Source organism: Nocardia sp. NPDC046473, from assembly GCF_040645995.1.
Taxonomy (GTDB): Bacteria; Actinomycetota; Actinomycetes; order Mycobacteriales; family Mycobacteriaceae; genus Nocardia.
Genome location: NZ_JBEYZJ010000006.1, coordinates 242633 through 262789, shown reverse-complemented (window position 1 = coordinate 262789; position 20157 = coordinate 242633). Strand labels below are relative to the sequence as shown.

At 68.3% G+C, this 20157-nt stretch carries 19 protein-coding genes; 8 read left to right on the top strand and 11 right to left on the bottom strand.

All coding sequences use genetic code 11. From position 1 onward, the window contains the following. Nucleotides 1–2: 2 nt before the first annotated feature. A complete protein-coding gene (gene asnB / locus ABZ942_RS22695) occupies nucleotides 3–1880 on the top strand; it encodes an asparagine synthase (glutamine-hydrolyzing) (RefSeq protein ID WP_357385023.1) in 1878 nt (625 codons plus the stop codon). Here the strand turns inward: asnB and ABZ942_RS22690 are convergent. Beyond that, complete coding sequence (locus ABZ942_RS22690) at nucleotides 1871–2329, bottom strand: nitroreductase family deazaflavin-dependent oxidoreductase (RefSeq protein ID WP_357385021.1); 459 nt, start codon at nucleotides 2327–2329, stop codon at nucleotides 1871–1873. The genes asnB and ABZ942_RS22690 overlap by 10 nt on opposite strands. Before the next feature lie 113 nt (nucleotides 2330–2442). Here ABZ942_RS22690 and ABZ942_RS22685 point away from each other — a divergent pair, with 113 nt between their 5' ends. Then, entirely contained in the window at nucleotides 2443–2604 is a 162-nt protein-coding gene (locus ABZ942_RS22685; RefSeq protein ID WP_357385019.1) for a hypothetical protein, read from the top strand. Nucleotide 2605: 1 nt separating this feature from the next. Here ABZ942_RS22685 and ABZ942_RS22680 read toward each other — a convergent pair whose 3' ends face one another. The 6 genes from ABZ942_RS22680 to thiO form a co-directional block, all read right to left on the bottom strand. Further along, nucleotides 2606–3370 (bottom strand): adenylate/guanylate cyclase domain-containing protein, encoded by a 765-nt coding sequence (locus ABZ942_RS22680; RefSeq protein WP_357385859.1) that lies wholly within the window; start codon nucleotides 3368–3370, stop codon nucleotides 2606–2608. A gap of 575 nt (nucleotides 3371–3945) precedes the next feature. Then, entirely contained in the window at nucleotides 3946–4707 is a 762-nt protein-coding gene (locus ABZ942_RS22675; RefSeq protein WP_357385017.1) for an ABC transporter permease, read from the bottom strand. Beyond that, entirely contained in the window at nucleotides 4707–5651 is a 945-nt protein-coding gene (locus ABZ942_RS22670; RefSeq protein WP_357385015.1) for an ATP-binding cassette domain-containing protein, read from the bottom strand. Before ABZ942_RS22670 ends, ABZ942_RS22675 begins: the two co-directional genes overlap by 1 nt. A gap of 239 nt (nucleotides 5652–5890) precedes the next feature. Further along, the gene (locus tag ABZ942_RS22665; protein WP_357385013.1) at nucleotides 5891–6655 is read right to left on the bottom strand and encodes a thiazole synthase; all 765 of its coding nucleotides are present in this window, start codon (nucleotides 6653–6655) and stop codon (nucleotides 5891–5893) included. Continuing rightward, nucleotides 6648–6866, bottom strand: a complete 219-nt coding sequence (gene thiS, locus ABZ942_RS22660) for a sulfur carrier protein ThiS (RefSeq protein ID WP_357385011.1) — start codon at nucleotides 6864–6866, stop codon at nucleotides 6648–6650. The genes ABZ942_RS22665 and thiS overlap by 8 nt, the downstream gene beginning before the upstream one ends. Beyond that, nucleotides 6863–7960: a glycine oxidase ThiO gene (thiO, locus tag ABZ942_RS22655; protein ID WP_357385009.1), complete on the bottom strand. Its 1098-nt coding sequence runs from the start codon at nucleotides 7958–7960 to the stop codon at nucleotides 6863–6865. Before thiO ends, thiS begins: the two co-directional genes overlap by 4 nt. A 204-nt stretch (nucleotides 7961–8164) precedes the next feature. On the opposite strand from thiO, the gene thiE reads away from it, so the two are divergent. Next, nucleotides 8165–8863: a thiamine phosphate synthase gene (gene thiE / locus ABZ942_RS22650; RefSeq protein ID WP_357385007.1), complete on the top strand. Its 699-nt coding sequence runs from the start codon at nucleotides 8165–8167 to the stop codon at nucleotides 8861–8863. A 49-nt stretch (nucleotides 8864–8912) separates the two neighbouring features. Here the strand turns inward: thiE and ABZ942_RS22645 are convergent, their stop codons facing one another. After that, nucleotides 8913–9617 (bottom strand): NUDIX hydrolase, encoded by a 705-nt coding sequence (locus ABZ942_RS22645; protein WP_357385005.1) that lies wholly within the window; start codon nucleotides 9615–9617, stop codon nucleotides 8913–8915. 180 nt (nucleotides 9618–9797) lie between these two features. On the opposite strand from ABZ942_RS22645, the gene ABZ942_RS22640 reads away from it, so the two are divergent. Genes ABZ942_RS22640 through ABZ942_RS22630 form a run of 3 tightly spaced genes read left to right on the top strand, consistent with a single transcriptional unit; the run spans nucleotide 9798 to nucleotide 14508 of the window. After that, nucleotides 9798–11186, top strand: coding sequence for a hypothetical protein (locus ABZ942_RS22640; RefSeq protein WP_357385003.1), 1389 nt, complete (start codon nucleotides 9798–9800; stop codon nucleotides 11184–11186). Continuing rightward, nucleotides 11183–12163 (top strand): glutamate ABC transporter substrate-binding protein, encoded by a 981-nt coding sequence (locus ABZ942_RS22635; protein WP_357385001.1) that lies wholly within the window; start codon nucleotides 11183–11185, stop codon nucleotides 12161–12163. The genes ABZ942_RS22640 and ABZ942_RS22635 overlap by 4 nt, the downstream gene beginning before the upstream one ends. Before the next feature lie 5 nt (nucleotides 12164–12168). Next, entirely contained in the window at nucleotides 12169–14508 is a 2340-nt protein-coding gene (locus ABZ942_RS22630; protein WP_357384999.1) for a serine/threonine-protein kinase PknG, read from the top strand. Nucleotides 14509–14917: 409 nt separating this feature from the next. Here ABZ942_RS22630 and ABZ942_RS22625 read toward each other — a convergent pair whose 3' ends face one another. Then, the gene (locus ABZ942_RS22625) at nucleotides 14918–16126 is read right to left on the bottom strand and encodes an acetate kinase (protein ID WP_357384997.1); all 1209 of its coding nucleotides are present in this window, start codon (nucleotides 16124–16126) and stop codon (nucleotides 14918–14920) included. Between the two features lie 101 nt (nucleotides 16127–16227). Then, nucleotides 16228–18300, bottom strand: coding sequence for a phosphate acetyltransferase (pta, locus tag ABZ942_RS22620; protein ID WP_357384995.1), 2073 nt, complete (start codon nucleotides 18298–18300; stop codon nucleotides 16228–16230). Nucleotides 18301–18486: 186 nt separating this feature from the next. On the opposite strand from pta, the gene ABZ942_RS22615 reads away from it, so the two are divergent. Then, on the top strand, nucleotides 18487–18993 hold the full coding sequence (locus ABZ942_RS22615) for a nitroreductase family deazaflavin-dependent oxidoreductase (RefSeq protein WP_357384993.1): 507 nt from the start codon (nucleotides 18487–18489) through the stop codon (nucleotides 18991–18993). A 1-nt stretch (nucleotide 18994) separates the two neighbouring features. Here the strand turns inward: ABZ942_RS22615 and ABZ942_RS22610 are convergent, their stop codons facing one another. Next, nucleotides 18995–19444 carry an RpiB/LacA/LacB family sugar-phosphate isomerase gene (locus ABZ942_RS22610; protein WP_357384991.1) on the bottom strand — a complete coding sequence of 150 codons (450 nt, stop codon included), beginning with the start codon at nucleotides 19442–19444 and terminating at the stop codon, nucleotides 18995–18997. Nucleotides 19445–19511: 67 nt separating this feature from the next. Between ABZ942_RS22610 and ABZ942_RS22605 the strand changes: the two genes are divergently transcribed. After that, nucleotides 19512–20153, top strand: coding sequence for a type 1 glutamine amidotransferase family protein (locus tag ABZ942_RS22605; protein ID WP_357384989.1), 642 nt, complete (start codon nucleotides 19512–19514; stop codon nucleotides 20151–20153). Nucleotides 20154–20157 lie beyond the last annotated feature (4 nt).

Genomic DNA, 20157 nt, shown 5'->3' with positions numbered 1-20157 from the left:
TCATGTGTGGCATTACTGGTTGGGTCGATTTCGCTCGCGACCTGCATACCCAAGTCTCGGTGGTCGACGCCATGGTCGAGACCCTGGTCCGCAGGGGTCCTGACGACGGCGGCGTATGGCTCGACACCCATATCGCGTTGGGGCACCGGCGGTTAGCTGTCATCGACCTGGCGCACGGTACGCAGCCGATGCACGCTCCGGAACGCGGCCCCCGAGATCTGCCGCGAGCGGTGATCTCCTACGGCGGTGAGATCTACAATTTCCGCGAGTTACGGACCGAACTGGCCGGGCTCGGTCATCGGTTCCGTACCAACAGCGACACAGAAGTAGCGCTGCGTGGATATCTGCAATGGGGCGTCGAGTTCGTTCACCGGCTCAACGGCATGTACTCGATCGCCATTTGGGACACCGACCGCGATGAACTCCTTTTGATCCGGGACCGGCTCGGGGTGAAACCGCTGTTCTACTACCCGACGGAGCACGGGGTGATATTCGGCTCCGAGCCCAAGGCCATCCTCGCCAACCCGCTGGTGCGTGCCAGCGCAGCAGCGGAAGAACTCTGCGACGCGCTGCTGTTCCTCCGCACACCGGGGCGGGTGCCATTTCGCGGAATGCGCGAGCTGAAACCGGGCCACCTGCTGCGAGTCCGTCGCGGACGGATCACCGAAAAGCGTTACTGGGCACTAGAAGCCCGTCCGCACACCGACGACCTGCCGACGACCATTGTCACCATTCGCGAACTGCTCGACGACATAGTCGCGCGCCAGATGATCTCCGATGTGCCACTGTGCTCGTTACTGTCCGGCGGGCTTGATTCCAGCACCGTCGCCGCCATCGCCCAACGGAATCGCCGCGCCGACGGCGCTGCCCAGCTCGCCACGTTCTGCGTCGATTTCACCGGGCACACCGAGAACTTCCAGGGTGATCCGATCCGGCCGACCCCAGACGGCCCGTATGCGCTCGAAGTCGCACACCATATCGGCAGCCAACACCACACGGTGGTTCTCGACCAGTCCCGGCTGCTCGATCCGCTTGTGCGGCAGACAGTGCTGCGGGCCTGGGATCTGCCATTCAACTTCGCCGACCTCGACGTCTCGCTCTATCTGCTCTTCGCCGCAGTCCGCGAACACGCGACGGTGGCGCTGTCCGGGGAGGCCGCCGACGAACTCTTCGGTGGCTACCTGTGGTTCGCCGACCCCGCCGCACGCAGCGCGGAAACCTTTCCCTGGCTCAAACTGGGGGCGCATCGCGGCCTCGATCCCCGGTCACTGTTCCATCCCTGGTTCATCGACGAACTGAAGCTCACGGAATACGAAGCCGATCTCTATCACAGCGCGCTGGCCGAGGTGCCGCACCTCGACGGCGAGGGCCGAGCCGATCGGCGAACTCGGGAGTTGAGTTATCTGACCCTGACCCGATGGCTGCCGATTCTGTTGGACAAGAAAGATCGCATGGGCATGGCCTCCGGGTTGGAGGGTCGGGTGCCTTTCTGCGATCACCGCCTCGTCGAGTATGTATTCAACATCCCCTGGGCGATGAAAACGTTCAGTGGTCAAGAGAAATCCCTACTACGCGTCGCCGCAGCCGATCTGCTCCCGGAGTCGGTGCTGCGTCGCCGCAAAGCGGCCTATCCGACGATCCGAGATCCCGCCTATGACCGCGCCCTCATCGACGCACTCACCGTTCAGTCCTACAGCGGGGACTCTCCACTACACCCGTTCCTCGACGGCGACGCAGTCCGCCGACTCACCGCCAAAACCGCCGCGGACAGCCTTTCCGAATTCGAGCGAATCTTGGTGGAATCCACTGTGCGGCTAGGCGACTGGCTGCACACCTATCACGTCGACCTAGACGGATCCGCAGTGGATACCTACCGCTGAGCGTCGTAGCGGTAGACCGCGAAGACTGGGATCTTGCGCGTAGTACTTGCCTCGTAGTCGGCGAAGCTCGGGATCTCCGCGACCATCCGCGCATAGAGTTCGTCGCGCTCGGTCCCGGTCACGGATTCGGCCCTGGCCCAGTACTTTTCGGTGCCGAGATCGACCTCGAGCTCCGGGTTGGCCCGCAGATTGTGATACCAGGCGGGGTTCTTGTCAGCACCGGCGTTGGAGGCGATCAGCACGATCCGCTCGCCGTCGGGCAGGTAGACCAGCGGGTTGCGGATCTGCCGACCCGTTTTGGCGCCCGTGGTCGTGATCAGCACCATGTTCCTACCCTCGAAATAGCCACTGACCTTGCCGCCGTTGGCTAAGAACTCTTCGATCACGTCCGCATTGAAGTTGCTGTTGGCTCGAAGCGCCGCGATCACGTTCACGTTGGAATCATTCATGTCAGCCTTCCCTCGAAGTTGCCAGCCGTGCCAACCTTAACGACGCGCACGGAAGAGAGATCGGATGCCCACCCTCCCGAGCACTCGTCTCTGGGCAGAGCAGAATGGGCACAATGTCCACCGACGTCACTGTGATCATCCTGCTCGCGCTGGCCGGCTTCCTGCTCGGCGGCGTCTATTCGACGTGGAAAACCGCGCGCCAATTCGCGATCGTGCTGGCAGTCCTTGCCGTGCTCGCGATCGCGGGCGCCGTGGCGTGGTGGGTCGGCGCCTGACTCAGAGCTCGGAGAGCTTGAAGATGCGCAGGTCCTCGGGGACCCCGCTCAGCGGCGCGGCGAAGAAGCTGCGGCGGTACGGCTTCACCGCGTGGCCCAGCTCGGCGAGGGTCTCGGGCTTCAGCGACTGCAGCGTCGCCTCGGACAGCATGGTGTTGCCGTTGCCGCCCGCCTCCATCACCCTGGCCGCGATCGTGACGTCGACGCCGAGCCAGTCGCCGCCGATCTCGCGCGGCGAGCCGGTATGCAGTCCGATCCGCATCTGCGGGCGGTAGTCGCGCACCTTCACCTCGGCCAGGTTGCGCTTGGCATTGATCGCGGCGCGCACGGCCCGGTCGGCCGACGGGAACACGGCCATCACGCCGTCGCCCATCCGCTTGACCACCTGACCGCCGCGCTCGGCGATCGGCGGCTCGATGGCCTTGGCGACCCGGCGCAGCAGTTCCAGGGTCGCCTCGTCGCCTGCGGACAGCGACCAGCTGGAGAAGGCCACCAGATCGGTGAACATCACAGTTACTTCCGCGTTACCTTTGCCGCGGCCGACCCGTTCCAGCATCGCCTGCCAGACCTGGAGTGCGCCGAAACCGATTTCCCTGGCCGCGCTCGGAGTGTCGCCGACCAGTTTGTCCGCGGCGCGCGCGACGGCACGCGCACCACCGGGGCCGGTCACCGAGAGCGGGTCGCCGAAGGAAGGGTCACCTGGCAGCTGCTCACGCGCCTTGCGGAGCACACCGATGAAGTCCGTCCGGTTGTTCGCCGCGTTCATCAACGCGGACAGCTGGCCCTTGCGCAGCCCGGCCCCGGGACGGCGGATGGGACCGCCCTCGTCCGCGGGTACCAGCGGGATCACGACCTCGGGTTCGAGGCCGTTCTCGTCCTCCGGCTCCGACCCGGGCGCAGCACCGCCGGAAGGTGTTTCGCTCACGCCCAGAGGGTATCTCAGCCGACCTGTCGTCGGCGGATCACTGATTATCGCCACCTGCTACCTCCCGACGGACGGAGCGGGCACAACATTGGGGCCGCCGATGGATAACGAGCTGGTTGCTGAGTCGAACTGTACCCGCGGATTCAGGGCCGGTGAAGCGACGTGATTCACAGTTTCCGTGATGTTCACATGGTCCACTGACCAGCAATAATGCCGCGTCGCGCAGGTGTGCTCACAAGCTCGGCCGACCAGGTCCGATAACGCCATCGGCCCGGCGTGAAGGGGTTCACGCCGGGCCGATGGTCACACCGTCCGCCGGGCAGTGGCGGGGCGGTGACGGGGCGCGCGAACCTCCCGACAAGGTCGGCGCCCCAAACCCGAGTGGCGAGGGAAGGCAACTCGGGTTTGCTCGGGTCCTACGCGTCGCGCTGGTTGATCATGATCAGCGCGCCGCCGTAGACGATCGCGGTAAAGCCGAGGAAGTAGAGCAGGCTGCCCCACGGGCCCCAGTGCCAGTTGGCGCCGGACTCCGAGACGGCGAGGAAGTGGCTCGCGTTCTGGAAGGGCAGAAACGGCGCCACATTGCGGCCGAAGCTGCCGAACGCGCCGAGCAGCGGCTCGATCAGCAAGGACCACAACACGATCAGCGAGATCGCGGCCGCGGACTGCCGGACCAGCACACCGACGCCGATGGCCACCGCGATCATCAGGAACGCGTAGATCGGGATGCCGTAGACGGCCCGCCACTGTCCGTCCAACGTCAGGTTCGCCGCGGGGGCGGACCCGCCGATCGCCTTGGCCACCCCGATGGCCAGGAAGGCCAGGATCGTGGTGAGCACGGCGCTGAAGACACCGACGAGCAGCGTCTTGGTGATCAGCACCTTGGAGCGATTGGGCACCGCCTGGAACGTCGTCCGGATGACGCCGAAGCGGTATTCGCTGGTCACCGTCAAGGCCGCCATGATCATCAGGACCATCACGCCGAAGCCGACGACGCCTGCCGTCGCGGTGCTCACGTCGAGCGTCGGGGTGCCCTCGGCGGGGTTGTCCCCGGCCGACTTGGTGACCAGCGCGAACAGCGCGGCCAGCCCGAGGGCGAGCACGACCACGATGGCCGAGCACCACCAGGGCGACCTGGTCGAGGTGAGCTTGATTCGTTCTGCTGCCAGCACGCCCATCAGAGCGCACCTCCCATCGCCTGATCGAGGCCTTCGCCGTGGTACTGCACCGCGCCGCCGGTCATCCGCATGAACGCCTCTTCCAGCGAAGCACGTTGCGGCGCAAGCTCGAACAGCGTGATCTCGTTCGCGCCGGCCAGCTTGCCGACCGCGTCACTCGGCACGCCGGCCACCACGAGCGCGGGGCCGTCGGGGCCGGTGCCGTCCTCGCGGACGGTCATGCCGTTGGAGGTGAGCACGCTGCGCAGCTGGTCGAGCTGCGGGCTGCGCACGCGCACCGACTGTTCGGAGGCGCGCTCGATGAATTCCTGTGTGGTGGTATCGGAAATGAGCTGGCCGCGGCCGATCACCACGAGATGTTCTGCGGTCTGGGCCATTTCGGAGAGCAGGTGGCTGGAGACCAGCACGGTGCGGCCCTCGGTGGCCAGTCGCTGCATGAACCGGCGGATCCAGAGGATGCCCTCCGGATCGAGGCCGTTGACCGGCTCGTCGAACAGCAGCACCTGCGGGTCGCCGAGCAGCGCGCCGGCCAGGCCGAGCCGCTGGGACATGCCGAGCGAGAAGCCGCCTGCGGTCTTGGCCGCCACCTCGGACAGGCCGACCAGCCGCAGCACCTCTTCCACCCGGGACTTGGCGATGTCGTTGGAGGCGGCCATCCACTCGAGGTGGGCGCGCGCCGAACGATTCGGATGCACCCACTTGGCGTCGAGCAGCGCACCGACTGTGCGCAGCGGATGGTCCAATTCGCGGTATGGCTTGCCCTGGATGAGTGCGGTGCCTGCGGTTGGCTTGTCCAGCCCCAGGATCATTCGCATCGTCGTCGACTTACCGGCTCCGTTCGGGCCCAGGAACCCCGTCACCTGTCCGGGTCGAACGGTGAAGGATAGATCCTGAACGGCGACGGTCTGCCCGTAGTGCTTGGTCAGCCCTCTCAGCTCGATCATGGGGACCAGCCTGCCCGAAAACCCCGCGCCGCGCGTCACTACTAGGTGTCGTGTCGAATCATCCTCGAGGATGACCACACCCCCGACTCCCCCGACAGTCACCCTGACCTCCCCAACCCCGACCGAAGGCGCCCTTCGACCCGTACGACCAACCAGAGGTCGCCTTCAGCCCAAGCGAGCCGGCCGACCGAAGGGGCCTTCAGCTGGGCAGACGGGGTGAAGGGAGCCTTCGGTCGTGGTCAGCGGGCGGGTGAGGAGGCCTGGGCCCAGAAGCGTTTGGGGATGCGGCCTGCCTGGCGGGCCAGGTAGCCGGCGCGGACCGCGGCGGCCATCGCTTCGGCCATCAACTCCGGTTGACGCGCCCGCGTCACCGCGGTGGCCAGCAGGACGGCCGAGCAGCCGAGTTCCATGGCCAGTGCCGCGTCACTCGCGGTGCCGATGCCCGCGTCGAGGATGACCGGGACCTTCGCCTCGGCGACGATCATCTCGATGTTGTGCGGGTTGCCGATGCCCAGACCGGTGCCGATCGGGGAACCGAGCGGCATCACCGCGACGCAGCCCGCGTCCTCCAGCCGGCGCGCGAGGATCGGGTCGTCGGTGGTGTAGGGCAGCACCACGAAACCGTCGTCGACGAGTTGTTCTGCGGCGGTGACCAATTCAATCGGATCGGGCAGCAGGGTGCGGTCGTCGGCGACGACCTCGAGCTTGACCCAGTTGGTATCCAGGGCCTCACGAGCCAGCTGCGCGGTGAGTACCGCCTCGGTGGCGGTGCGACAGCCTGCGGTGTTGGGCAGCGGCACGATGTTCAAGCGCTTCAACAGATCCAGCACGCCGGTGCCGCCCGCGGCGTCCACCCGGCGCATGGCGACGGTGGTGAGTTCGGTGCCCGAGGCGATGAGCGCCTCCTCCAGCACGGCGAGGTTGTCCGCGCCGCCGGTGCCCATGATGAGACGAGAACCGAACTCGCGGTCCGCGATTCGCAGTGGGGCGGATGTTTCAGCCACCCTGCACCGCCGTCAGTACCTCGATCTGCCAGCCGCGGCCGACCGGCTCGCCCCAGCGGGACTTGGGGAACACCGCGCCGTCCACCGCGAGCGCGATGCCCTGCGTGGGCAGTTCGAGGCGGCCGAGCAGCTCTCGGACGGTGAGGGTTTCGGCGAACTCGTGATCTGTGCCGTTCACGGTGACGCCGATGGGTACGGATGTCGAAGTCATCGAACTCCTCCTGCGGATGACAAAGGGGACGGCGGGTGCGCCGTCGAAAAGCGTTGCGGGTCAGCGGATTCTGCCTCGGGCAACGGCGTTCCGGCCAGCTGCGCGAGTACCGCGTCGACGGTGAGCGGCATGGTCAGCATGCCGTTGCGGCCGTTGCCGGTGGCCGCGACGACCCGGTCGCTCAGCCTGCCGAGCAGCGGCAGGTTGTCCGGGGTGCCGGGCCGCGAGCCCGCGCTCGCCTCGGCCAGCTCGTATTCGCCGATGCCTGGGAATATCGCCTCGGCGTCGGCGATCAGGTCACGGACACCGGCGACGGTCACCGCGGTGTCGAAACCCGCCTCGTATTGTGTTGCGCCGACCACGATTCCGTCGGCACGCGGGACCAGGTACATCGCCCGGCCGTGCACGCGGGCCCGGACCACGCGGCTCGGCGCGGGGGTGACGCCGGGACGGTGGCGCAGGCGCAGGATCTCGCCCTTGATCGGACGGACCGGCAGCCCGGGCCACAGTCGGGCCGACGCGGCGCCTGCGGCGAGGACGATCTGATCGTGCGGGAGGACGTCGAGTGCGTCGACGGATTCGGCGCGGATCTGCACGCCTGCGGCCGTCGCGGCCTTGCGCAGGGCCGCGAGCAGGCGCCGATTGTCGATCGCGGGCTCGGCGGGCGCGTGCAGCCCGGCGCGGACCGTGCGGGCGAGGTTCGGTTCCAGCGCGCGCACGCCCGCGCGATCGAGGACCTGCAGTTCGTGGCCGCGACCACCCACCCACTCGGCGATCGTGCGCAGGTCGGCCGCGTCGGCGGCGTCCAGCGCGACCGTCAGGGTGGCGTCGGCCACGAAGACCGGGACGCCGGTGGCGGCGTCGATGCTGGCCGCGAAGTCGGGCCAGCGGGCCAACGAGGCGGCGCCGAATTCGAGCACCCGGTCCTCGCCCGGCCACCCCTCGGACAACGGGGCGAGCATGCCGCCCGCCACCCACGAGGCGCCGGAGCCGACGGCGGGGTCGTACACAGTGACCGACCAGCCCGCCTCGGCGGCCCGCCAGGCCACGCCGAGCCCGATGACGCCGCCACCCACGACGGCCAGCGTCCGCATCCGTTTCCACCTGCCTCTGTCTCCGATGGGCGGCGTCGCGGGCGCCTTCCTGGTTAACCCGTCTTCAGGCCCGTCGCGCACACCGCTGTGGTCGATTTGCGGCGTTCGGCGGTCCCTTCGCAGGGACCCGTCGCGATCGCCGCATGGGCCCGGCGCTCGTGCCGCCGTTCGCTTCCCCACGGTAGCGCGGCTACGGTCGAGGGCGTGCAACCCTCCCACCCCGCCCGACCCGCATCGCCCAGGGAGCGCTTGGCAACCGCTCGGCTCTATCTCTGTACCGACGCCAGACGGGACAGGGGCGATCTGGCCAAGTTCGCCGAAGCGGCCTTCGCGGGTGGGGTCGACATCATCCAGCTCAGGGACAAGGGTTCGCCCGGCGAGGCGAAGTTCGGCCTGCTCGAGGCGCGCGCCGAACTCGGCGCCCTCGCCGAGCTGAAGGCGGCGGCCCGCAGGCACGGCGGGCTGGTCGCGGTGAACGATCGCGCCGATATCGCGCTGGCCGCGGGCGCTGACGTGCTGCACCTCGGGCAAGGCGACCTGCCGCCCTGGTACGCGCGACGCATTCTCGGCCAGGACGTGGTGATCGGGCGATCTACCCACAACCGCGCGCAGGCCGGGCTCGCCGCGATCGACGAACACATCGATTACTTCTGCACCGGCCCGGTGTACGCGACCCCGACCAAGCCGGGGCGACAGGCGGCGGGCATCGAACTGGTGCGCTCCACCGCCGACGCGCACCCGACCAGGGCGTGGTTCGCGATCGGCGGGATCGACGCGGACAACCTGCCGGACGTGCTCGCGGCGGGTGCGAGCCGCATCGTCGTGGTGCGGGCGATCACCGAGGCGCGCGACCCGCAAGCCGCAGCGCGGCAACTCAAGACGGCGCTGCTCGCCAATTCGTAGCCCGTGACAGGGCAGCTGATTCACCGCGGTGCCGCGCGGGTAATGAGACTCAGGACAGCACCTGGCCGCGGGTGAGCGAGAGCACGGGGTCGGCGGGCGCGTCGTCCGGCGTCGGGTGGGCAAGCACGATGTCGACCGCTGCGCTGCTCGCCGGATCGACGATCCGGGCATAGCCGCCGGGCCCGTCGGGATCGGAATGGAGCCAGAAGAAGCCTTGATCGGCGAGATCGACAGTGCGCGGCAGTGCGGCGACGACAGCACGGTCGTCGGCGAGTTCGCCGAGGTACACGCGGGCGGGCTCAGCGCGCAACACGGGCCAGGAGGCGGCGAAGCCCGGATGCAGCAGCCGGGCATCGACCTCGGCCTCCGGAATCCAGGCGAGCTCGGAGCTTTCCCGGTTCCGGCTGGTCGGCAGCCTCAGCACGGCGTCGGCGATCACCGTGGTGTAGGTCCAGCCGCTCGGCGCGGACGCGGTCACCCGCTCACTGCGCACCCGGACGTCGGCGGGATCGATGCCCGCCTCCTCCCATGCCTCGCGCACCGCGGCGTGCACGGGCGTCTCGTGGCTGTCGCGGGCGCCGCCGGGCAGCGCCCAGGTGCCGCCCTGGTGACTCCACGGCGCGCGATGCTGCATCAGCACCGCCGATCCGCCGCCGGCGAGCGGGGCGCGCAGCAGCAGTCCGGCGGCGCCGAAGCGGCCCCAACGCCGCATGCCATCGGGGTCGCGCGACCACCCGTCACCGTCACCACGCATCTCGCACCCATCCTCAATCCGCCATCGCAGCGCACCGCGTTGCTGCCAAGCAGGGGTATTTCACACGCCACGGCACCGCTACGACCACAATAAACTCCGCAACAGCAGACACGGGGTGACCGCTTATCCGGTCGGTCCGTCGAGAAATCCGCGAATGCGGCCCAGACTGGGGAGGTGGATATGGCTCGGATAGAGCAGGCGACGGCGGTCCTTCGGCCGTCGTCCACCCCCGAGCTCGCCGCGCGGGACAGTCCAGGCGCGCTGCGGGTCGCGTTCGTGCGCGAGCAGTTCGACCCGGCCCGGCTGCGCCTGTTCGCCAGTTCCTCGCCGGGGCGGCTGATCGCGATCGGACTGCTGCTGATCACAGTGTGCGTGGCCGCGGGCTGGGTGACCGGCGCGACCGTGGGCGACCGGCAGCAGACGCTGAAGGTGCTGCTCGACGACACCGAGCCGGACGCCTACTCCGCGCATCGGCTGTACACGTCGCTGTCCATCGCGGACGCCGCGGCGAGCACCGCGTTCATCTCCGGCGGGCTGGAGCCGCAGGCGGTGCGCGATCGGTACAGCCAGGCGGTCGGCGAGGCCGCCGCGGAGTTGGTGGCGGAAACGGGGCGGGCCTCGGGCACCGAGCCGAGCCGGACCGACAGCACCGATACCCAGTTGCGCACCGGGATCGCCACCAGCCTGCCGGTGTACACCGGTGTAGTGGAGACGGCGCGGACGAACAACCGCAGCGGATATCCGGTGGGCGCCGCCTATTTGAGCGAAGCGTCCAACCAGATGCAGACGGCCGTGCTGCCGATGGCCGAGGAACTGCAGACCCGGCGCCAGGCGGCGGTGACCGAGGCGCAGCGCAATCACGTTCGCCCGCCGTGGACCGCCATCGTGCTGGTGATTCTCGCGCTGGTCGCGCTGGTGTGGGCGCAATTCGACCTGGCCAAGCGGTGGCGCAGGGTGCTCAACCCCGGGCTGCTGCTCGCCTCGGCAGCAGTGCTGATCCTGTTGACCTGGACGGTGATCGCGGGCGCGGTGTCGGCCACCTCGATGATCCGCGGCCGCGACGACGGCGCGGTGCCCGCCTCGCGGCTCACCGAGAGCCGGATCCTGGCGCAGCAGGCGCGTTCGGCGGAAACGCTGAAGCTGGTCAGCCGGGACGCGACCGGCGACTACGACCGGACCTACGACGCGAACATCGCCCGCCTCGCCGATCTGCTCGGCGGCTATCCGAGTTCCGCGCCCGCCGCCGACGACGTGCGCAATGCCATTCCGGCACTGGGCCGTTGGCGGGTGGCGCATCAGCGGATGAACGACACGCTGGCCCGCGGCGACTTCAACGGCGCGGCCACGGTGGCGACCGGACCGGGCGGCGCGGATGTCGCGGCCCAGGTGGACGCGCTGGACAAGGCACTGGAGCAAGGCATCGACAAGACGCGGAATACATTGCGCGACAACATTTCCCAAGCGGCACGGGTGCTCGACCTGATAGGCCCCGGCGCGCTGGTGCTCGGCATCGTCGCGGCGGCCTGCGTCGGACTCGGGCTGTGGCCCCGGCTGCGGGAGTACCGGTGAGGGCCGGGCACGGCCTCGTCGCCGTCGCGCTCGTCACCGTCGCCCTGGTCGGCGGCTGTGCCGGCGGCTCGCCGACCTCGCTGCCGACCAACACGGCGAAGTACACCGAACCGCCATTACCCGCGAAAGTCATTCCGGTGCTGACGGATTCGCCGACTCCGACGGCGGCCGCGCCGCAGTGCGGCGACCCGACGGCGAGCCTGCGCCCGACCGGCCTCGGCAGCGCGGCCGGCGGGCCGACCATCGACGCGATCCGGGCCCGCGGGCGGCTGGTGGTCGGGCTCGACGCGGGCAGCAACCTGTTCAGCTTCCGCGATCCGACCTCCGGCGCCATCGTCGGCTTCGACGCCGATATCGCCAGGGAGATCGCCCGTGACCTGCTCGGCAGCCCGGACCTGATCGAATACCGCACCCTCGGCTCGGCCGACCGGGAACGCGCGCTGCAGAACCGCGACGTCGACCTGGTCGCCAAGACCATGACGATCAATTGTGAACGGCGCCAGAAGGTCACGTTCTCCACCGTGTACTACCGCTCCAACCAGCGGGTGCTCGCGATGAAGAACTCCGGGATCAACGGCATCGCCGATCTCGCGGGCAAGCGGGTGTGCATCGTGCGCGGCACCACCTCGCTGGACCACATGCGCCACGATCAGCCCGCCGCCACCATTCTCACCGTGCCCACCTGGGCCGACTGCCTGGTCGTGCTGCAGCAACGCCAGGTCGACGCGGCGAGCACCGACGACTCCATCCTGGCCGGGCTGGCCGCGCAGGACCCCTACACGGCCGTGGTCGGCGACAGCATCAGCGTCGAGCCCTACGGCATCGGCATCCCCAAGGGCGACGACGATCTGGTGCGCTTCGTGAACGGCACGCTGGAGCGCATTCGCCACGACGGCACCTGGGATCGCATCTATCGGCAGTGGCTGTCGCTGCTCGGCCCGTCTCCCGGTCCGCCCGCACCGAACTACGCGGATTGACGGCGATGAACACAGCGGACGACGCCACCCCCGACGCGGACGAAGCCACCGCCGCCCCCGCGGCAGGTGACGAGTCGGTGGAGCCGGTGCATACCGAGCTGGCTCGGGGTTCGCGGCCGACGCCGAGTGAGGCGGCCTCGGCCGAAACCATCATCGGCGCTTGGCGAACCGACTCCGAACCCGACTCGGCGGCAACCATGCGGACCTCGGGTCGCAGCGTGCGCACGGCGCGGTCCCGGCCGACGGTGCGCAGGCTCGGCGGCGGGCTGGTGCCGATCCAGACGGTCGAGCCCGCCGATCCGCGGGCCGCCGTATTGACCGATCCCGTTGTCTCCGAAGGTAAACGGTTCTGCTGGCGGTGCGGCAATCCGGTCGGCCGGGCGAGTGCCATCCGGCCCGCGGTGACCACCGGCGTCTGTGATACCTGCGGCGCCCCTTACGATTTCCGGCCGTCGCTGCACGAGGGCGATCTGGTGTCCGGTCAGTACGAGGTGCAGGGCTGTATCGCGCACGGCGGGCTCGGCTGGATCTATCTGGCGATCGACCGGAATGTCAGCGATCGCTGGGTGGTGCTGAAAGGCCTGCTGCACACCGGTGATGCCGAGGCGCAGGCGGTGGCCGTGGCCGAGCGCCAATTCCTCGCCGAGGTGGCGCACGCCAGCATCGTCAAGATCCACAACTTCGTCGAGCACACCGACCCGGACGGTGCGCCGATCGGCTACATCGTCATGGAGTACGTCGGCGGCCGGTCGTTACGCGAGATCCTCAACTCCTACGAGCGCCCGTACCGGATGCCGGTCGCCGAGGCGATCGCCTACCTGCTGGAGATCCTGCCCGCGCTGGAGTACCTGCACTCGATCGGGCTGACCTACAACGACCTCAAGCCGGACAACATCATGGTCACCGAGGATCAGGTGAAGCTGATCGATCTCGGTGCCGTCGCCACCATCGAATCGTATGGAAACCTCTACGGCACCAGGGGATTTCAGGCACCAGAGATCGCGAAGACCGGGCCCACCGTCGCGTCGGACATCTATACCGTCGGGCGCACGTTGGCGGTGCTCACCCTCGAGATGCCGATGGAGCAGGGGCGCTACCTCGACGGCATCCCCGATCCCGCGGACCATCCGGTGCTGGCGCGCTACGAGTTCTTCTACCGGCTGCTGCTGTGTGCGACCGACGCAGACCCGGAACGCCGATTCCCCTCTGCCCGAGCCATGTCCGCGCAGCTGTCCGGAGTGCTGCGGGAGATTCTCGCGCTGGAGACCGGTACCGAACATCCGCAGCTGTCGACGGTGTTCAGCCCGCAGCGGACCAGCTTCGGCACCGAGGAGCTGATCAGGCAGACCGACGCGTACGCCGACGGCCGGGCCCGCAGCAAACAGCTCGACGCGCGCGATGTCGTTGCGGCGCTGCCCATTCCGTTGCTCGACTCGGCGGACCCATCGGCACCGCTGCTGGCCACCACGGTGCACGCCGAGCCCGCGGAATCGTTGGAGGCGCTGCGGGCCGCCAAGGAGCGGGCCGAGAACGACCCGGGCAATGCGCCGGAGACCTTGGATCTGGAGCTCCGGCTGGCCGAGGCGCGGGTGCGGCTCGACCTCGGCGAATCGGCCGCGGTGCTGCATCTGCTCACCCGGCTACCCGAAAACGATTGGCGCGTCAGCTGGTATCGCGGCTTGGCGCTGCTGCTCGACGTGGAGTACGAAAAGGCGTTCGCCAGCTTCGACGACGTGCTCCAGGGGCTGCCCGGCGAGATCGGCCCCAAGCTCGCGCTGGCCGCGACCGCGGAACTCGTACTGCAGCATTGGGATTCGCCCGATCCGGAACAGTGGCGGGCCTATGCCGAAAAATTCTACGACACCGTGTGGCGCACCGACCGCGCGGTGGTGAGCGCTGCGTTCGGCCTGGCCAGGCAGCTGGCCGCGGTCGATCGGGTGGTGGACGCGGTGCACGCGCTCGACGAAGTGCCCGCCGCGTCAAGGCATTTCACCACCGCGCGGATGACCGCAGTGCTGCTGCTACTCACCGCCGCTCCGGTGGCCGAGCTCGACGAATCCACCCTGCACATCTCCGCGTCCCGGGTGCTGAGCCTGCCGACCGGCGAAGGTCGGTCGGTCCAGATGCGCGTCCTAGTGCTCGGTGCCGCCCTGGCCTGGCTGCAGGCGGGCAACGAGCCGAAACGGTCGGACGCCATGCTGTTCGGGGCGCCGTTCACCGAACGCTGCCTCCGCGAGGGCACCGAAGCGGGACTGCGCGCGCTGGCCCGCAGCGCCCCCGGCCGCAACCACCGCTATGCCTTGGTCGACCTGGCCAACTCGATCCGCGCCAAGACCTGGGTATAACGCCACTCACGAAATCCTCACGATGGGCTCGGCAAAATCGACAGCGGATCAGGTTCGCGCGGCACACCAACCGGACCCACCGCATGCCACCGGGACAAGGCCCTCGCCGGTCCCGCACCCGGACTGCCCTCCGCGTGCGGCCCGAAACATGCGGTGGGCGGGATCATCTCGGTGCGCCTGCTGCTCCAGCGGAAGATCCAGCCCGGCCGGCCATCCCTCCCGGCCTGGGCCTTCCCGCCTCGCTCCCCCGCCTCGCTCCCCCGCCTCGCTCCCCCGCCTCTCCGCGTATTCAGGCCAGACTTGGGTGCCACGGCAGCGGCGTTGGCGGCCGGCGGTGCCGTAGCGGGCGGGTTAGCCCGTACCCGGTGAGTTACCCATGTTCTTGCGAGATCTGTTGGCGATAAAGGAATTATGCCGTTTCGGCTACATGGTGGGCGGCGCGGGCGATTGCCAGCTCTTCGTTCGTGGGTATGACCAGTACAGCCACGTCGGCGTTCGGTGGGGAAATGCGGCGGGCGGTGCGGGATTTCGCGGTGTTGGCGGCGGGGGCGATCTCGATGCCGAAGTGGGACAGGTCGGCGAGGGCGTCGGACCTGACCTGGGGGCTGTTCTCGCCTACGCCTGCGGTGAAGGTGATGGCGTCGACGCCGCCGAGGTCGATCAGGTACGCGCCGAGGTAGCGGCGTAGGCGGTGGATGTAGACGTCGTAGGCGAGTTTCGCTGCGGTGTCGCCATTTTCGATGAGGCGCTGCAGTTCGCGGAAGTCGTTGACGCCGGACAGGCCCTTGAGGCCGGAGTCCCGGTTCAGCAGCGTGTCGATCTGGTCGATGTCGAGGTGGGCCGAGCGCATCAGGTGCGCGATGATGCCGGGATCGATGTCGCCGGACCTGGTGCCCATCACCAAGCCCTCCAACGGGGTCAGGCCCATGGTGGTGTCGATCGGGCGGCCGCCGCGGATCGCCGAGGCGGAGGCGCCGTTACCCAGGTGGAAGACGATCTGATTCAGCTCCGCCGGGTCGCGGCCGAGCAGCCTCGCGACCTGACCCGATACGTACTCGTGCGAGGTGCCGTGGAAGCCGTACTTCCGAATTCCATGTGCGGCAGCGACTTTCGCATCGATGGCGTAGGTTTTGGCGGCATCGGGCAGGCCGTGGAAGAACGCGGTGTCGAACACCGCCACCTGCGGCACATCGGGCAATAGCTTGCGAGCGCTTTCGATGCCCGCCACATTCGCCGGATTATGCAGTGGGGCAAGCGAAGACAGGTCGGAGATGGCCGCGACGACGGCATCATCGATCAGTGTCGGCTGGTAGAACACCTCACCGCCGTGCACCACCCGATGCCCGACCGCGCGCACCCCGGCGTGTGCCAGGTCGTGTCCGGTCTCGGCGAACATGTCGAAGATCAGCCGCAGCCCGGCCGTGTGATCGGCGATGGCACTGCGGCGTTCGGTGGTCGCACCGTCGGCCTGATGCTCGATCCCGGCGTTGCCCTCACCGATCCGATCGACCATGCCGGCGGCGGTCACCGCGCCCGACTCCGGGTTCAGGAGTTGGTATTTGATGGACGACGAGCCGGAATTGATCACCAGCACCAGGTCATCCACTGCCTCAGTCATCGCGCCTCCCGTGTTCGGCGGCATTCCCGCACTCCCTCAGCAACCACGGGCGCGGACCGCCTGTTCCGCATCGCGAACCAGTTGTGTCGCGACAGACACCCTCATTCACCCTGCGCCTGAATCGCGGTGATCGCCACGGTATTGACGATGTCGGCGACCAACGCACCACGCGAGAGATCATTGACCGGTTTGCGCAGCCCCTGCAGCACCGGGCCGATGGCGATGGCGCCCGCGCTACGCTGCACCGCCTTGTAGGTGTTGTTGCCGGTATTGAGATCGGGAAACACGAAAACCGTTGCCTTGCCTGCCACTTCGGAATCGGGCAACTTGGTGGTCGCGACGGTCGGCTCGATCGCCGCGTCGTATTGGATCGGGCCCTCGACCGGCAATTGCGGCGCCCGCTCGCGCACCAGCTTGGTCGCCACCCGCACCTTGTCCACGTCCACGCCGCTGCCGGATTCGCCGGTCGAGTAGGAGAGCATGGCGATGCGCGGCTCGATGCCGAACCGCGCCGCCGTGGCCGCCGAGGAGATCGCGATATCGGCCAGCTGCTCGGAGGTCGGATCGGGCACCACCGCGCAGTCGCCGTAGGCGAGCACCCGGTCGGCCAGGCACATGAGGAACACGCTGGAGACGGTCGATACACCGGGCACCGTCTTGATGATCTCGAACGACGGCCGGATGGTGTGTGCCGTGGTGTGCGCGGCGCCGGACACCATGCCGTCGGCGATCCCTCGGTAAACCATCATGGTGCCGAAATACGAGATGTCGGCCATGGTTTCGTGCGCCCGCTCGAGGGTCATTCCCTTGTGCTTGCGCATCTCGGTGTATTCCTTGGCGAAATCCGCCAGGTAGCCGGAGTTTCGGGGATCGAGCACCTGCGCGGCGGAGATGTCGACGCCGAGTTCGGCGGCGCGGGCCCGGACCGACTGCTCGTCGCCGAGGATCACCAGGTCGGCGATCTTGCGTTGCAGCACCCGGCCCGCCGCACGCAGGATGCGGTCGTCGTCACCCTCGGGCAACACGATGCGCTTGCGGTCGCCCCGCGCGCGCTCGATGAGCTGGTATTCGAACATCTGCGGCGTCACAACGCTGGTGAGCGGAACTTCGATGCGCCGCAACAACTCCGCGGCGTCGACGTGCTCCTCCATCAGCGCGAGCGCGGTGTCGACCTTGCGCGGGCTACCGGCCGACATCCGGCCGCGGGTGCGGTAGGCGGCGCTCGCGGTGTCGTAGGTGCCGAGCTCGGTGGTGAGGATCGGCAGCTTGGGCTTCAGGCCCGACATCAGCCGCGCCACCGCGGGATGGGGCAGCATGCCACCGTTCATGATGATGCCGGACAGCGACGGAAAGCCTTCCGCCTCATGCGCGTTCACCACGCTGAGCAGCACGTCGGAGCGGTCGCCCGGCGCGATCACCACGACGCCGTCGACCAGTCGCTCCAGAATATGTTCGGCCGTCATGCCGCCGACCATGATCTTCAGCGCCTCGCGCTGCAGCAATTCCTGGTCGCCGCTGTACATTTCGCCGTCGATGGCGCTACACAGCTCGGCCATGGTCGGCGAGATCAGCAACGGCACCTCGGGCAGCGTCCAGGTCGGCACGGCGGAGGTGCGCAGCGTGGCGGCGACGTCGTCGAGGTGGTCCGGGTCGCAGCGGTTGGCGATGATCGCGACCAGCTGGGCATGTTCGAGGACCAGCTCGCTCTGGCACAACTCGGCCAGGTGCTTCACCTCGGCGGGGGTGCGGCCCGAGCCGCGCACCACCAGCAGCACGGGAGCGCCGAGGTTCACCGCGATCCTGGCGTTGAAGCGGAGCTCGCTGGGGCTGGCGACGTCGGTGTAATCGCTGCCGACCACCACCACCGCGTCGCAGACCTTCGCGACCTCGTGGAACCGCATCACGATCTCGCTGATCGCGGCGTCCGGGTCGGCGTGCACCTGCTCGTAGGTGACGCCGGTGGCCTGTGCGTAGTCGATATCGGCGGTGCTGTGTTCGAGCAGCAGCTCGAGGATGTAGTCCGGTTCGGTAGTCGACCTGGTGATCGGCCGGAACACCCCGACCCGCGCGGTGGTCGCGCACAGCATCTGCAGCACCCCGAGGGCCACCGTCGATTTCCCGGTGTCGCCCTCAGGTGAGGCGATGTAGACGGTGGATGGAGCATGATCGGCCATGCCGGCAAGCTTAGTGAACGAGCCGCTATCCATACCCCTAGGCGAGATAGGCGTCACCGGGTGTTCGGAAACAGTCCAGGATCGAACGCCGACCGGGCGAATTTCACCGGTGGTGAGCGGCCCGCTGGCTGCTGACGGCCATCGCTCGAGTCCCGGTCGACCGGGATTCGTCGCTATAGTCCTGCCATGGCTGAGCAGTTTCCGAACCGGCAGTGGGGTTCGCGCACCAACGCACTCTCCCGACTAGCAAACAAATTCGCGGCGACCAAGCCCGGCTCCTGGTTCATTCGCAAGATCACGCCGCTGGATCGTGCCCTGCTCGAGCGCACCGACGCCAAGTACACCGTGCTCGGCCCGATCGGCGCCCCCGTGATCCTGTTGACCACCATCGGCCGCAAGTCCGGCCAGCCACGCACCCAGCCGCTGCTCTACGTGCACGACGGCGACGTGCTCTACGTGATCGGCAGCAACTTCGGCCAGGAACGCCACCCCGCCTGGACCGGCAACCTGCTGGCCACCCCCGCCGCGACCGTCGCCATCGCAGGCCACCGCCTCCCGGTCCGGGCAACCCTGGTCGAGGCCGACGCCAAGGACGCCATCTTCGCCCGCTTCGTCGACATCACCGGCGCCTACGCCGCCTACAAAGACCGCACCACCCGCGACCTCCGCATCTTCGCCCTGCGCCGGGCGTAACTCACCGCTCGACGCGCTCGATCGCGGACAGGTGGGCGATGTTGGCCTGGTCGTCGGGTTCCGTGCTGGGTTCGGTGGTGAACCAGGCGTCGAGGATTTCCTGGAGTTCGGCGGTGGAGGTCGAACGTAGGCTCAGGGCAAGGACATTCGCGTTGTTCCATTGACGGGCGCCCTTGGCGGTGGTGGCGTCGCCGCACAGGGCGGCGCGGATGCCTGCGACCTTGTTGGCGGCGATCGAGGCGCCGGTGCCGGTCCAGCAGCAGACGATGGCCTGGTCGGCGCGGCCCTGCGTGACGTCGCGGGCGGCCGCCTCGCTTGCCCAGGCCCAGTCGTCTCGTTCGGACTCGGCGAACGCGCCGTGCAGGATCGTTTCGTGTCCGCGTCGGTCGAGTTCCTCGATCAGGTCCTGTGCTACTCCGACAGACTCGTCCGCAGCCACTGAGATCCGCATACCCCCAGCTTAATGTCGCATATCCGAACCATTGACAGCATGCTGTCAAATATGACAGGATGCTGTCATGACCACGAAAACAGTTCACGTTGCCGTCTACGACACCTTCGCCGACTGGGAGATCGGGGCGCTTACCGCGCACCTCAACCGGACGACCTGGCAGCGGGAGCCGGGCACTTGGCAGACGAAAACGGTTGGGCTGACCACGGATCCGATCACCACGCTCGGCGGGATGCGCATCGTGCCGGAGCTGGCGCTGGCCGATCTCACGCCCGCCGAGAGTTCGATGCTGATCCTGGCCGGTGCCGACGCGTGGGAGGGCGAGGAGCTCATGCCGTTCGCGGACAAGGCGCGCGAGTTCCTGGACGCGGGCGTTCCGGTCGCGGCGATCTGCGGCGCGACGCTCGGGCTGGCCAGGGCGGGTCTGCTCGATACGCGCCGGCACACGAGCAATGTGCGGGAGTTCTTGCTCTACAGCGGATATGCGGGTGCCGACAACTACGTGGAGGAAGCCGCGGTGACCGACGGTGATCTGATCACGGCGGGTGGTACCTCACCGTTCGAATTCGCGCGCGAAGCACTGGGACGGCTCGGCGTGTATGAGCGGCACGTGCTCGACGGCTGGTACCGCCTGTACGGACACTCCGATCCGGCGGGCTGGGCGGTGCTCGCCGAGTACGAAGCGCAGCGGTCGGGCGCGCACGTCTGATGCG

Excerpts from the sequence above, each read along its gene's own strand:
- ABZ942_RS22675 (WP_357385017.1), bottom strand. The coding sequence starts at position 4,707 with ATGGGCGTGCTGGCAGCAGAACGAATCAAGCTCACCTCGACCAGGTCG.
- ABZ942_RS22625 (WP_357384997.1), bottom strand. The coding sequence starts at position 16,126 with ATGACTGAGGCAGTGGATGACCTGGTGCTGGTGATCAATTCCGGCTCG.
- ABZ942_RS22670 (WP_357385015.1), bottom strand. The coding sequence starts at position 5,651 with ATGATCGAGCTGAGAGGGCTGACCAAGCACTACGGGCAGACCGTCGCC.
- pta (WP_357384995.1), bottom strand. The coding sequence starts at position 18,300 with ATGGCCGATCATGCTCCATCCACCGTCTACATCGCCTCACCTGAGGGC.
- ABZ942_RS22690 (WP_357385021.1), bottom strand. The coding sequence starts at position 2,329 with ATGAATGATTCCAACGTGAACGTGATCGCGGCGCTTCGAGCCAACAGC.
- ABZ942_RS22605 (WP_357384989.1), top strand. The coding sequence starts at position 19,512 with ATGACCACGAAAACAGTTCACGTTGCCGTCTACGACACCTTCGCCGAC.
- ABZ942_RS22630 (WP_357384999.1), top strand. The coding sequence starts at position 12,169 with ATGAACACAGCGGACGACGCCACCCCCGACGCGGACGAAGCCACCGCC.
- ABZ942_RS22610 (WP_357384991.1), bottom strand. The coding sequence starts at position 19,444 with ATGCGGATCTCAGTGGCTGCGGACGAGTCTGTCGGAGTAGCACAGGAC.
- ABZ942_RS22615 (WP_357384993.1), top strand. The coding sequence starts at position 18,487 with ATGGCTGAGCAGTTTCCGAACCGGCAGTGGGGTTCGCGCACCAACGCA.
- thiO (WP_357385009.1), bottom strand. The coding sequence starts at position 7,960 with ATGCGGACGCTGGCCGTCGTGGGTGGCGGCGTCATCGGGCTCGGCGTG.
- thiS (WP_357385011.1), bottom strand. The coding sequence starts at position 6,866 with ATGACTTCGACATCCGTACCCATCGGCGTCACCGTGAACGGCACAGAT.
- ABZ942_RS22685 (WP_357385019.1), top strand. The coding sequence starts at position 2,443 with ATGTCCACCGACGTCACTGTGATCATCCTGCTCGCGCTGGCCGGCTTC.
- ABZ942_RS22680 (WP_357385859.1), bottom strand. The coding sequence starts at position 3,370 with ATGAACGCGGCGAACAACCGGACGGACTTCATCGGTGTGCTCCGCAAG.
- asnB (WP_357385023.1), top strand. The coding sequence starts at position 3 with ATGTGTGGCATTACTGGTTGGGTCGATTTCGCTCGCGACCTGCATACC.
- ABZ942_RS22645 (WP_357385005.1), bottom strand. The coding sequence starts at position 9,617 with ATGCGTGGTGACGGTGACGGGTGGTCGCGCGACCCCGATGGCATGCGG.
- ABZ942_RS22640 (WP_357385003.1), top strand. The coding sequence starts at position 9,798 with ATGGCTCGGATAGAGCAGGCGACGGCGGTCCTTCGGCCGTCGTCCACC.